Raw genomic sequence first — 13,820 nt, 5'->3', positions numbered from 1 at the left:
TCAGCGGCCCGGTGGCTCCTCATCCACCGAACGCAAACCGCAAACGCCTGCGACTTCCCTTGAGCAACGCCACAGCCAGTAGCGACGACACGAGCGCCAATAGCGCCAGTGTGTTGCCCTGCCGATACGAAAATGCCTCGAACAGCGAGATGAAAAGCGGATGGATGAAATACAGCGCCGTCGCGTAATACGCCACGGTCGTACTGTCACCGGGCACCTGCATCGACGAGACCCAAAGGAACAGGCCCGGACAAACGATCAACAGGCTCAAGTACATGTCGAACCCCCGTTGGCCGTTGAGTCCCAGATAATTAAGGTACGACTCCCCCAGCAGCAGCAGCGCACCGACTAGGCTCCACAGCATGTAATAACGTCGATCCCATTGGCGAAAACCTTCCCAGTGACGCAGCAGATAGCCGGTACAAAAGAAAGGGAAGCCGAAAAACAGGAAGTTGCGGTAAAACCAGACCTCGTTGAAGAGCACATCCAATGGCGTGCCGGCGAACAAGTGATAATGACCGGTATAAATGATGAACAACCCCATGCCATAGAGTGTCAATGCCAGTCCCAATAGGGCTTTTAGGGAAAGGTTACGCAGCATGTACAGCAGGATGGCGGCCCCAATAAGTGCGGAAAGAAACCACAGATGGTGGTAGCCCATGATCATCACGCGCAGCATTCTCAGAATCTCATATGCTGTAATCTCTGGGATATCCAGCCAAAAAAACACATATACCAGCATCCAGAAGAGATACATCGATACTACTTTTTTCAGCCAGCTAGCAAGCGACCCGTAGCGGACCACACTAATGAAGAAATAACCGCTGACGATCATGAAGATCGGTACTACGATGCGAAAGAGCCCCCGCACCGTCAACTGATAGCCCAATTCGCTATACCCCAACAATACCCCTGCATGTGTAATCACTACGATGACGGCCAGTATCAACTTCAAAATATCCAACGGAATATTACGCTGCATCTCACCTCTCCCTGAAATATAAAAACCTGCCGTATAATCATCGTGGCCATAAAAACTTAAACTGCACTTTCGACAGCCCACCCATAACCTGGCAGGCCAAAAGCCTCATACCACTGCATGCAAAAGTAAAAGATGTATAATGAATAGGCTGCGTAACGTCGCCAGTCACTCAACCCTAAGGACGCCAGAAGTACTATCAACATGCCGCTTTCAAATACACGTGCTGTGACCGGGAGTAGAAAATAGGTCGACAAGTAGAAGACTAGGATAGAGGCCGGAAAGAAATTGTTTTTGAGAAACTCCTTGCCTTCCATGGAGAAGATCACGGCGAACACGCCCCAGAAGATAAACGCCAGCCCCGACCCTTCCGAGCCCATGGCGTTATATTCCGCGCTCGAGCCTTGCCTCGCCCCCAATGCATCTGCAAGCCAGATTCCTAAAGCCCCTAGCAGGACGCCCATACCCAGGGTATATATCATCCGCCAGATGGTCGAAATCCTGAACGTCGAGAAAGCAATATTGAGTAGAAACAAAGCATCAATGAAGAAAAAGGATGCATGCACCAATGGTGCCAGCCCGATGAAAAACATGCGTAGCGGCAAGTAACGACACCACCAGCCGATAAAGAAAAGCGTAATCCCCACGCCCTGTCGCAGGTGGACTATATTATTCTTCAAGACCTGCGGCATGAGAATAAAAAGCACCAGCAACAAAGCGTACTTTGGATAACTCCTCAACACCAAAAATGATACGAAAAAAGACGAAAAAAATATGATTACCCGCAGTGTATCTTCCGGAGTAAAATGCTTTGATGCCCATATATTGTAAAGCAACCATACCGGTTCGTTAGTGAGAACCGTCTTGAGACTACCAGCAGCATACTTTACAAATATCTCGTCGGAATACTGGGCATAGATGAGATAATTAGCGCGATCGACATAGCCGTCGACATCCAAACCCATCAAGAACCAAGCATAGATGCCGGCCAGTACCAAACACATGACCTTGTAACCGTATGAACCTTCGGTGGGTATCAATAGTTTCATCGTTCGCCTCAACTTACGGGAGTACTGACGCGCCTGAACTCATACGGGCTGGCGCCACATGCCGTGTAAATAAGCTTGAATGCCTGGCCGAGCCCGAGTACCAGCATGCGTTGAACATCATTCACAGCGATGCTCCTTCGGCAGCGACACCTTCAGCGCATGCAGATAGCCGGAAAGCGCCTGCTGCAAATTGAAGTGACGGGCACGGTGGCGCACATCGGGGGGCGTTTCGTCACTGAGCGCTGCGACCATCGCCTGGGCTAGCGCTGACGCATCGCCAACCGGCACCAGCTGTCCCCAAGCACCATTGTCAAGAATCTCCGCCGGTCCATTGGGGCAATTCGTGCTTACTACCGGCGTCCCGCAGGCCATCGCCTCAGCAAGCACGTTGCCAAATCCTTCCCACGCCGAAGACAACACGAACAATGACGCGTGGCGCATCCAGGCATAGGGGTTGTCAACAAAGCCAAGGAACATGACATCTGCGCTCAACCCCAGCGACGCTACCATCGCCTCCAATTTCTCTCGTAGTTCGCCTTCGCCGAGAATAACTAGGCGCGCCGCTTGCGTCTTACGCACCTCGGCGAAGGCCTCGATCAAGGTGGGGTAATCTTTCTGAACGGTAAGCCGACCAACGGCCAAAATTACCGGTGGTTGGCCGCTTTTCAGCCAAGGGTGCGTCAACGGCGCTTCGCACAACTGCGCGAGCCTCGGGTTGATGGGGTTGTAGACGACCTCGATACTCTCGCGTGACAGCCCCACCCTGCGCGCCAGGTCGTCCGCCAAACCACCAGAGATCGCGATTATGGCATCCGCCGATGGGTAACTTAGGCGCATCAGCCACGGCACTATCCGCTCGAAACGCTCGCTCGACCCATCGCGCGGCAGCGTATTGCGCTCTGAGATCACTATCCGCGTCTGCGACCGCGCTAACTTGCGTGCCCAAAGCGCAATGATGTTGGCGTGCTTTAGCGCCGAAAGTAAGGCATACGGGCGTTCGCGGCGCAGGTAGCGCACTAGCGCCGGTAAACTGAATAGCATCCGAGAAGCGCCGAGATCCACCAAACGCACTCGTGGCGAGACATCCGCCAGATACGCGCCCTCGGCAATGACCACGACAAGATCCACCGGCACGCCACGATTCGCAATTCCATTGGCGAGCGTCACCATCACACGCTCAGCGCCACCGCCCGCCAGCGAAGGCAGGAACACCGCAATCCGTTTATTGTCGTCTCTCATTTCGCCGTCCGTCGCTTGGCAAATACCATCCCACGCACATTTGCCACGTTCAGAAGAAATACGCTAACGGTATAAACCGCCGCGCCCCACAGCACTTGCTCAACCAAGGCCCATGTCCCGCTTGCCTCACGCAGTGGCCACAGGCACGCCACCATAATGGCGCCGCACAGCAGTACCTTGAGGTTGTCACGCGTGATCAGCGAGATCGCGAACAAACGCCGCCCCAGCAGTATGCTCAGCGCCAGCGCCACGCCATATGCAATCAGCGTGGCGTACGCCGCGCCCACTAGGCCGAAGGCTGGAATGAACATCAGATTGAGTGCCACATTGACCACTGCCGCGCTTCCGTTAATCCATACCTGGTAGAACGTCTTTTCACTCAACTGGAAAGCCAGATCAAAATGAAAGGCGCGGATACAGCTCATGAAAATGGCCACGGCAACCCACGGCACCAGTTGCGTCGCCCCTGCGCGGAAGGACTCGCCAAGCATCAGCGAGACAATTTGCGGTGCCAAGGTAATGAACCCCAACGTCACCGGCACAGCGATCATCAATAACAAGCCGCCGTTACGATCCAACTGCTCCCGGGCGGCCTCACGCCCGTTCTTCTCGAGCGCCCGTACCACCAGCGGATACGCCGCCAGGTTGACCGTCATCAACAGCATATCGATGACCTGCGCGACCAAATCGTAGCCCGCCGTATAAATCCCAACTGCGTCGTGGCTCAACAACCTCGCCACCAACAGACGGTCGGAACTCGAGACCACAAACCCCAAGGCGAAGGTCGCAGTCAGCGGCAAACCATAGGCCAGAAGCGGCTTCAAATCCGGGCACAACGACAACGAGGGACGCGCCCCACGCCACAATGAAGAACCGAGCATCACTACCGCCACTAGCATGCCCAACAACATGGCTAGCAAGGGGCCCAGCGCCCCGAACCCCCAAGTGATCAACAGCATGCCGAGCCCCAGCGCGATGACCGCCCGGGTTCCCGCCATCAGGCCGTAGCGCAGCGGGTTGAGCTGACTACGCATCAACTCGAGGCTCAGTTCGAACCCCGCTTGCACCCAGATCAATGGCACTGCGATCAGCACCAGGGTTCTCAGCGATTCGTCCGCCACCGCGAACCACACGGCCACACCCGCGCCCCCTGTCAGCGACGCCACGCTGGTATATGCCAGCAATAGCGTGCTCAACAAACGCCGCGGGTCGTCCAGGTGGGCTGGGAAGAACCGCAGCAACGACAAGCGAATCCATTGAAAGCACACCACATTGATCAGCCCCACCCAAACCACGACCAGGGCATAGATCCCATAGTCGCTGGGTGACAACAAGCGCGTATAGATCGCAATGGCGAGAAAATTCAGCAAGCCCGGCACACCGCGCGCCAAGCCGTAATAAGCGGTATAGCGAATTAGCAAAGTGCAGCCCTCAAGAAAATCGGCAACGTTTTGTCCTCTCGCGCACCACCTGCAACCAAGGCGAGGTAGCGCGCGGAAGGCGCCCAGCCAATGCCGGGCGTCATCACCGAAAGGCATCCCTCAGCGATAGGAATAGTTGTAATAGCCGTAGGTATACGCCGTAGCTGCCTTGCGCTCGAGCCCATTGAGTATCGCGCCCTTGACGCGCACCCCACTGGTATCCAGGCGCCGCATAGCCAGCTCAACTTCCTTGGGCGGATTGACCTGGAAGCGTGCCACCATCAGGGTTGTGCCCACGCATTTGCCGATCACCGTGGCATCAGTTACCGCCAGCACCGGCGGCGAGTCGACGATCACCAAGTCGTAATGCTCGCTAGCCGTAGCCAACAACTCAGTGAAGCGCGACGACGCCAGCAGTTCCGAGGCATTCGGCGGGACGACACCACGCGCCAGGTACTCGAGCCCCTCGACGCTTTCCACGGAGCGCGCCATTTCCGCCAAGGTGTGACGCCCCGCCAGCACTTCGCTCAAGCCATCTTCGGAAGGTCCCTTGAAGATCTTATGCATCTGGCCCTTGCGCATGTCGCCGTCGATCACCAACACGCGCTGACCGTTCTGGGCGCACACCGCTGCCAGGTTGGCGGCAATGAAGCTCTTGCCCACGCCCGGACTGGGCCCGGTGATCATCAAGCGATTGTCAGTGCTATCCAGCATCGCGAAGTGCAAGCTGGTGCGCAGGCTGCGCAATGCCTCGATGGAGACATCCAGTGGCCGATGCCACGCCAGCAATCCCGCCGGCACACTCTGCGAACGGCTGCCACGACGAATGCGCCGATTGAGTTTGTTTTGATCGTCCGACTTGGGCACGATGGCATAGACTGGCAAACCCAGTTGCTCGAGCTGGTCGGGGCTTTCCAGGCCTCGATTGAACATCGCCCGTAGCATTACCACCGCCACGGCGAAGGCCGCCCCTAGCACCGTCGCCAACGCGATGATCATCATCTTGTCGGGCGCCACCGGCTGCGGAAACGACTCTGATTCATCGAGCACCCGTACGTTGCCTACCGTGCTCGCCTCGGCGATCTGCATCTCCTGCACCTTGTTGCGAAGCTGGACATAAATCGCCTGATTGACCGTTACATCACGCTGCATGCGCAGCACTTCTTGCTGGGTTTCCGGCATACCGTCGATGCGCTCTTCCAGGGACGCCAGTTCCTTCTTCAGCTGCGCTTTCTTCTCCAGCAAGGCAGCATAGGTCGGGTGGCTGGGCGTGAAGCGTCGCGAGATTTCCGCTTCAGAAAACTCCAACTCATTGAGCTGACTTTCCAGGTTGACCACACGGTCGAGCACCGACTGGGTCTCCATAGAAATATCTACGCTGTCGTTTTCGGAGCGATAGGCGTTGAGTTGTTGCTCGGCACTAGAAAGCTCACCACGCACCTCAGGCACTTGCTTATTCAGAAACTCCAGGCTCTTGCGCGCCTCCTCGGACTGACGCTGGATATTCTGCGTGACATAGATATCACCGATGGTTGCCAATATCCGCTCAGCCAATGCCGGCGACGGATCTGTCAAAGACCATCCCAGGATGCCTGTGCCGCTGCCTCTCTCGCCTACGCCGAAGTTATCGCGCAGCCTGTCGATGGCGACGACACTCTGTTCATGAGTGAGCTTGAAGGTCGACCCTGGCGAGGCCGAAATCGACGCCACCTCGACGCCCACCGCATCGCCTAGAAAATGAGACTCCTCGCCGACACGCCCTTCGCCCAACCGCTCACCGCGATAATGCAAGGCATAGCGCTGGTCATCGAGCACTTCGAGAGTAAAGGTGCGCCCTAGATAGGCTTTGTCGACCGGCATCGCGTCCAACTCGATGCTATCGTCCGCCCAGGCGTACCCCCAGTCGGCGGCGAACTGTGGCGCAGGAATCTTTTCGCGGTGAAGGAACCCGCCGATGACCGGCACGCGCACCGGTTCCACACTAAGATCCAGATTGAGAAGGTCCACCGCGCGCCCAAGCACCATACGTGACTGGATGATCTGCATCTCGGTGCGCGATGGTGGCAATTGCGACAACATGGCGGAGGTGGCCGAGGTATCCGCCAGGGGGTTCGTCGGGGTTTTTGTTTCCACCTGAACCAGGGAATCCGCTCGATAGATAGGCGTGGCGAAGAATGCGTAGGCTGCGCCGGTCAGCGCAAACAACACGATCAAGCTCACCACCAGCCCCTTGGCATCGAACAACAGGCCCAGCATGCGGCCCAGTTCCATATCATCGGAGGTTTTATTCGCCTGCGGGGCAGGCACGTTTAAATTCATAGAATTCCCACTCCAAGAGAATGTGGGCTCGAGGCCCGACGCCGTGTCATATCAACGCATTAGGCGGCAGCGACGGCGGGCCTTGAGACAATGACGGCTTAAAAGTCGTCGTTGAGGTCCTGGATGTCACGCGTGGCCTGTGTCACCTGGTAGATCGCCGTTATACTGGGCAGGATCTGGGTGATGACGCGGTTCCAGCGCGCGATCGGCGCGGCAGTGACATACACCACATCGGTGGGCTGCAGGATGAACTCCGACCCCAGCACGAATGAGACCGCATTCTTGGCGTTGAGCTGGTAGACGGTTGCGAAGGTATCGCTGTCGACATCGTGATTGCGGCGAATCACGAAGATGCCCGAAGCATCGGCGCTGCTCTCGTTGATACCCCCGGCCTGTGACAAGGCATTGGTCAGCGAGAAGCGCGCATTCGGCATCGGCACGGCGGTCGGTGTGTTGACCTCGCCCATCACGTATACCTGCTGGTTACCGACCACTGGCACATGCAGCACGTCGCCATCCTGCAGCAACAGGTTCTGATCGAGATCGCCATTAACTAGCATGTCGTACACTGACAAGTGCCGCTCGACACCACCGCGGGTCAGCACCACGTCATGCCAGTCGCCGCCCAGGGTCAAACCGCCGACGCTGCTGAGCGCATCCAGCACTGTCAGCGGCACATTGGTGATCGGCTGCGCTCCCGGACTGTCGACCTGGCCGGTGACATACGCTTTCTGGGCGTTGAAGGCAGCGACTTTCACATCCACCTGGGGTTGCGCGATGTAGCCCTGCAGGCGGCGCTGGATCTCCCCGCGGACATCACGCACCGTGCGCCCCGCCACCTCCACCGTGCCGATGTAGGGATAGAAGATAGTGCCGTCCGAGTGCACTACGTTGCCCGACTCGACAGCGCTACGCTCGCTACCGGCGGGAATCGTCAACTCAGGATGGTCATACACCACTACGTTGAGCACATCGCCGCGTCCAATCATGTAGTCGTAATCGATCTCGGATTCGGGCACCGCATTCTCGGTGTATTCGAACAACGAATCGCGTAACTCGTCTTCCGTCGCCGCCAGCGCCTTGACGAGACTCGGCGTAATTGCCTTGACCTCGATATTGTCGGAGATGTCCTCTCCCTGCGAATCAGCTTCATAATCGATGTTCCCACCGGGCGCGAATGCACAACCCGAGAGCGCCACCACGAAAGAAAGCCCCAGTAGCGGCTTTCTCCACCCCGAACGGTATTCCATACGGCTTGCAATCATGCCGATTCCCTCACTCGTCGTGTTGTTAGGGCCTAAAATTCTTTTACCCACGCTACCGCCCTGGAGCGACACCACATCTCCCGGGCCATAACACTAATTTTCAAACCCTTTCTCTACTTTTGGCTTGCGGCACGCATCTCGTGTGTTACGTACTCTTTAGTCACGAAACTCTTGAACTTCGCACCGTCCTACCTTGCTTACATAATCTTCTTCTTGCGGATTTCATTCTATGCATTGTGTAACGATTCATAGGCTGAATTTACACAATGCTTACATTGGGTTTTACTCGTTGCTAAATCGCGCCTTTTAACCAATAAACTCATCCATCAAGTACAAAAAATTAACCACAAAGAGGAATGAGAAAACTAATCCTTTAAACAGAACGCCCCCGCACAGAGACGGGGGCGACACACAATGACTCAATTCAACGTAGGCACACCTCAGCGCGCCCCAAACCCGGTACCGATCGTCTTCAACGTGCGCAGTAGAATCAGTACGTCGAGCCACAGCGAAAAATGCTTGATGTAATAGAAGTCGTACTGCAACTTGATGGCCATATCATCGACTTCCGCCGCATAGCCCTGCTCGACCTGGGCCCAGCCCGAGATGCCCGGCCTGACGACACGCCGGTAGCTAAAAAGCGGTATGTCCTGCTCGTACCACTGTGAGAGATCCACAGGCTCGGGGCGCGGACCGATGAAACTCATGTCGCCCTTGAGCACGTTGAGAAGCTGCGGTAACTCATCCAGGCGGTACTTGCGGATCACCCTGCCCACCGGCGTGATGCGCGGATCATCCTCACCGGAAGCGAACTCCTTCCCCTTCATGTCGCAATACATGCTGCGAAACTTGTAGATTCGAAACGGTCGGCCGCGATGTCCCATCCGCCATTGCAAGAAAAACACCGGCCCCGAACTGTCGCGGCGGATCGCCCATGCCGTGGCCAACATGATGGGCGCCAGCAACGGCAACAGCAGCATGGCACCGCAGATATCAAGCCCCCGCTTGCAGGCGCTATACAAAGGTGACGGCAACCAGGAGACCAGCTCCGTATCCGCTAGGTGTTCGTACTTCACGCGGCCGGTGCGCGACTCATCGATCTGCTTGATCTGGTACACGGGAATGCCGTGCAAAGTGCACTTGGTGAGAAACCGCACCCACTCCTGATTGAGCTCATCGCTGCGCAGGTCGGCGATGATGCCGTCGATACGCTGCGCACCCAGGCGCGGCACTTCGAGTCGGTACAGTCGACTCTCTTCGGTCTCGGTGAGGTGGCGCGCCTCGCCCAGCGGAACCAAAGCAAAGCGCGGGCGCCTGAACCGCTGTGCCGCCGCATAGCCGACCAGGAACCACAGCAGGCTTGCCACATACCCCCCCCACAGCACGCGTTCGTCGACAGGCGCCACGCCAAGCAGCAACGCCCAGGTCAACGCGAACACCGCACTGACCAGCGGCACGACATAGACCACCGCCTGCGTCCCAGGAAAACGCGTCATGCGATGCAAGACGAACAATGTGATCAGGAATGCCGCCCCCACCGCCCATAGCGTCGTAGCAAGGCCCGGTGGAAGGTCGCGCCAAAACCCCTCACCGTGCACCACCAGCGACGGCACCATCACGACCGCCGGCAAGCCTACGATGAAGTGAAACGGCATACCCATCAGGCACTGCTCGTACCAGCGTGAGTGGCGGCGTTCGTAACGCGTGTCTAGCGCTTGGCCACTCGCCGCCCACGACTCACCGCCCCCCCATGCCGAACGATCCATCTTCTCCAAAATTTTATGCTTATTGAACATGATTGACGCCACCTTTTCAGTGTCCCGTGCCGCCCGCTTAAGGACGTAAATAACCGGGTTTTCGCCAAACAAGTTACAAAGTGTTCATCTTTACAGCCAGACGGTTTTAGTGATTAAGGAACCCTATATTATTCATACGCAAAAGCACCCAAATCGTACGTCAAAAACCAGTCGCACTTTACACTTACAATGCCGTAATAAACAGACATCAAACGAGACCACACAATAATATCAACGCTACTCATCACGCACTTAACGCGCCTTCACTACGAATAACGAAAGACAACTAAAATGATAAAAATACGCCACCAATAAGTAAAATACTCATCTTATTACTCAACAAAATTTCATCTACGCTAGGCAATTATTTCGGAGGGAAAAATGAACACTTCGAGAAGACGGCTCTTGACTCGACTACTCCAGGGCGGCGCTGTACTGACCGCTTCCGGTTTATTGCCGACTCACGCGGCCGGTATGGAAAAACACGCTGCAGGTATGGAAAAAAGAGACAAAGAGGGAAAAACAACGCAGGAGGGAGCAGAGACGCTGCATGCCGACTCCATCGCCGAGATGCAGGCACTGGACGTTACCCGCCTTCAGGACGGGCAACGCATCGAAGTGGTCGGCTATTACGCGGGGGATACGCTGGGCGGAGGGCATTTCACTTGGTACGCCAATGAACAGCGCGAGGAAGACGGCGGCACATGTTTTCGCACCCACGACCAGGCCAATGGGCGCTTTCTACGGCGCCTCGACGACACACTCACCCCCGCTATGTTCGGTGCCATGGGGGGTGGCAGCGATCAGTACGCCCCCCTTGCACAGCTTGCCAAGACCGCCTCCACCATGGGATTGGCAGTGGTGTTCCCCGCCGGGGATTACGCGCTATCAGGCACGGGGTTGGTCTTCAACGGCGTCGACGTCAACGGCGCGGGACCATCACACACCACACTGCGCTACACTGGACACAACATGGGTAGCCTGGTGGAGGTCCAAGACGGCGCCTCGATCGAAGGATTCACCTTGGACGGCAATGTCAGCGCCGACCCTCGCACCTGGACGCCGCGCAACTATAACGCCTTCACCGGCTGCCTACCGCTGTATCTACGCGGCCATAACGTCTCCGCGCGCAACCTCGTATGCCGCCACTCACATCAGGCCTGCCTACGTGTGGAAGCCAGTAGCTTCAAACTTGAGAACGTACGTACCCACCACTCGCGTGGCAATCACGGCGATGGTATTTTCGTCGTCGATTCACGCGACGGCAGCATCGAGGGTTGCGAGGCCCGAGATTTCACCCGCATCGGTTTCGTGAGCGACACCTACGGCAGTAGCCCGGAACACATACTCAGCGAGCGCATAGATTTCATCGACTGCTTTGCCGAAAACGGCCATCACGCCAGCATCGATTACGGAGATGACGAATTCAACGCCGGTTACTGGGCCGAAAATAGTGACGCGGTACGTTTCATCAATTGTCGCTCAAGCGATACGACGCATTATGGCTTCGTCGCCACCACCGGACGCGTCCCGTCGTTGGGTGTTGGACATTTTACGGTACGTGGCTGCATCGCCGAGACCACCAACATCGGCTTTTACCTCAAAGACCTACATGGCACGCCCGTGCGTCACATTGTCGACGGCTGCCTGTCACGCGACATCGACAGAGGCTTTTGTATCGAGATGGACCTTGCGGCCAGCCACCTAACGGGGCAACGTCTCTGTACAAAACTACGTGGCTCCCAGCGCAGTGGCTGCTCCCTATTGCTCACAGGCGATGGACATATCGATATCCGCCATTTCGACGAAACCTGGCAGACGTTCAACGCATCGCGCCATGACAGCATGCGCGCCAGTTACGCCTCAATCGTCTCGGCGGCCGGCTTCAAAGGCGATCTGCATCTCGCCCACTTCCAGAGCCGACACGGCGACACCGATGAGTCCGCCCTCGTAGGTTTCAAGCTCCTCGGCCAATCGCACCTGCGCGACTTCACGCTGAGCGCCACGCAGGCGCGGCTCTTTCATGTACCGGCCGAGCGCATCAGCCTGCACGACTGCGAGATATCCGCCGGCTGGATCAAAGCCTTCGAGACGCTCGATGTAGACGCCTGCCGACTCGGTGACGGCGTACCGCGCTTCGATATCTTCGACACCACGCAGCATCACCGTTACCGCCACTGCCGGTTCGACTTCACCCCCGGCGGCGGGCACCTCTACCTGCACAACAGCGACAAACGCAATGCGCGGCATGTGGTGCGCTTCGAACGCTGCCGTTTCAAGAAAGACCTCGCCCAGCACGGCTACATGATCACCTTGGACGCAGCGCCCGGTGTCTTCATGGCCAATGAGAGCAACTATCTCACCTTCCGCGACTGCACCTTCGAAAACACTGGCCAGGCCACCGAAACCCCCGCGATACGCACCCTCCAGCGCCCACCGCAAGCCTCGCTGACCGGGTACGGCAATCGCAAGAACGCCGCCATCGGCAATCTGACCGCCTTCGAACTCGACGACGACCTCATGGCCGACGGCTAAAGCAGCGACAAGCTTGCCCCACAAACGCAAACGGCCCCAAAAGAGGGGCCGTCAGCATTTACGCGTCACTGCACTGTTCAGTACGTATAATTTCTCAATACCAGGCTACAACTTCCCCGCCCACGCCTCGGCCGCGTTGACCAATTGCCGATGCACGTGCGTGAACGCTTCATCGCTCTTGCCGTAGGGGTCGGAAATTTCCGGGTTGGCCAGCCAACGCCCGAACAGCATGGTCTTGCCGAACGCCGAGGGTAACAGCTCCCCCACCGCGCTACGTTGGCGTTCCGTCATTACCAAGACCAAGTCCGCTTCGCGCAGCATCGTTTCATCGATCTGGCGTGCCTTATGCGCCTTGAGCGCATTGGCGAGCTCCGGCTTTTCGGCCTCCGCCAAGGCACGGGAATGCGTCTCGACGCCCTCTCCCACACGCGCGCCAAGACCCGCCGTGGCGATCATCCGGTCAGGATACTGCCGCTGTAACAGCGCCGCCGCCACCGGGCTACGACAGATATTGCCCGTACACACCACCAGAATACGTTTGAACATCAATGCCGAGCCCCATTTCGCTTTGCACAACACCCTATCGTGACGCCAAAGCGCACCCACCGGAAGATGAAAAGCCTCGCCATCCCAGCATGGGCGCGCTCATGCCCCGGCCACCAACGAAAACGGCCCCGAAAGAGGCCGTCATCAAACATCAGTTCATGGTCAATTAAACGAGGGAGTCAGTGCTTATTCTCGGGACGCAGCTGACTCACTTCCTCAACGGCCAAACCCGTAATCTCCGCAATCAACTGGTCTTCCATCTCGGTGCGGGCGATCAGATTACGCGCGGTATTACGCTTTTCTTCCAAAGCGCGCTTCTCAGCTTCTTGACGTCCTTCCTGAAGTCCTTCCTGGCGACCTTCTTGACGCCCTTCCTGGCGGCCTTTTTCTTCCCACCGTTCAGGCCATTGCTTGATGCGTTCTGCCAGCATGTCGTGTACCTCGTGTAGATCCTGCAACTCGTTGAACTCGGGCAGTTCCATCCCTGGCGCCCGGTTGGGCAGCAGTACGCGGCGTATCCACACCACGAAGGCCCGTCGTAGCCCGGTTTGCTCGGGCGCCTTGAGCCACTCGACCAACGTGCCCAGCACCTCCAGCATGTCTTGCTCGTCGCGATTGTGCTCCAATCGAAAGAGCGCAGCAGCCACGTTGCGCATGTGATCCGACCACTC

The 13,820-nt window shown here is 57.2% G+C and carries 9 protein-coding genes and 1 pseudogene; 1 reads left to right on the top strand and 9 read right to left on the bottom strand.

Annotated elements, in window-relative coordinates:
- Positions 1–19: 19 nt before the first annotated feature.
- The 7 genes from OP494_RS13790 to OP494_RS13760 form a co-directional block, all read right to left on the bottom strand.
- Positions 20–982 (bottom strand): acyltransferase, encoded by a 963-nt coding sequence (locus OP494_RS13790; protein ID WP_280541576.1) that lies wholly within the window; start codon positions 980–982, stop codon positions 20–22.
- A 56-nt stretch (positions 983–1,038) separates the two neighbouring features.
- On the bottom strand, positions 1,039–2,028 hold the full coding sequence (locus OP494_RS13785) for a hypothetical protein (RefSeq protein ID WP_280541575.1): 990 nt from the start codon (positions 2,026–2,028) through the stop codon (positions 1,039–1,041).
- Positions 2,029–2,145: 117 nt separating this feature from the next.
- The gene (locus tag OP494_RS13780) at positions 2,146–3,267 is read right to left on the bottom strand and encodes a glycosyltransferase (RefSeq protein ID WP_280541572.1); all 1,122 of its coding nucleotides are present in this window, start codon (positions 3,265–3,267) and stop codon (positions 2,146–2,148) included.
- On the bottom strand, positions 3,264–4,688 hold the full coding sequence (locus tag OP494_RS13775; protein ID WP_280541569.1) for an oligosaccharide flippase family protein: 1,425 nt from the start codon (positions 4,686–4,688) through the stop codon (positions 3,264–3,266). The genes OP494_RS13780 and OP494_RS13775 overlap by 4 nt, the downstream gene beginning before the upstream one ends.
- Positions 4,689–4,808: 120 nt before the next feature.
- Positions 4,809–7,007 (bottom strand): polysaccharide biosynthesis tyrosine autokinase, encoded by a 2,199-nt coding sequence (locus tag OP494_RS13770; protein ID WP_280541568.1) that lies wholly within the window; start codon positions 7,005–7,007, stop codon positions 4,809–4,811.
- Between the two features lie 98 nt (positions 7,008–7,105).
- Positions 7,106–8,272, bottom strand: a complete 1,167-nt coding sequence (locus OP494_RS13765) for a polysaccharide export protein (protein WP_280541566.1) — start codon at positions 8,270–8,272, stop codon at positions 7,106–7,108.
- Positions 8,273–8,712: 440 nt separating this feature from the next.
- A complete protein-coding gene (locus OP494_RS13760) occupies positions 8,713–10,068 on the bottom strand; it encodes an exopolysaccharide biosynthesis polyprenyl glycosylphosphotransferase (RefSeq protein ID WP_280541564.1) in 1,356 nt (451 codons plus the stop codon).
- Between the two features lie 405 nt (positions 10,069–10,473).
- Here OP494_RS13760 and OP494_RS13755 point away from each other — a divergent pair, with 405 nt between their 5' ends.
- Positions 10,474–12,603 (top strand): right-handed parallel beta-helix repeat-containing protein, encoded by a 2,130-nt coding sequence (locus OP494_RS13755; protein WP_280541562.1) that lies wholly within the window; start codon positions 10,474–10,476, stop codon positions 12,601–12,603.
- Positions 12,604–12,708: 105 nt separating this feature from the next.
- On the opposite strand, the gene OP494_RS13750 is transcribed toward OP494_RS13755, so the two are convergent.
- Together OP494_RS13750 and OP494_RS13745 are read right to left on the bottom strand one after the other, a co-directional pair.
- Complete coding sequence (locus OP494_RS13750) at positions 12,709–13,149, bottom strand: low molecular weight protein-tyrosine-phosphatase (protein WP_246923350.1); 441 nt, start codon at positions 13,147–13,149, stop codon at positions 12,709–12,711.
- Positions 13,150–13,328: 179 nt separating this feature from the next.
- Positions 13,329–13,820 (bottom strand): annotated as a pseudogene (locus tag OP494_RS13745) (transposase); the annotation flags it as partial.

Source organism: Chromohalobacter sp. 11-W (assembly GCF_029889905.1).
In the GTDB taxonomy this organism is placed as follows: domain Bacteria; phylum Pseudomonadota; class Gammaproteobacteria; order Pseudomonadales; family Halomonadaceae; genus Chromohalobacter.
Note: the sequence above shows the minus strand (reverse complement) of the source record. Positions and strands in the feature narration are given on the sequence as shown.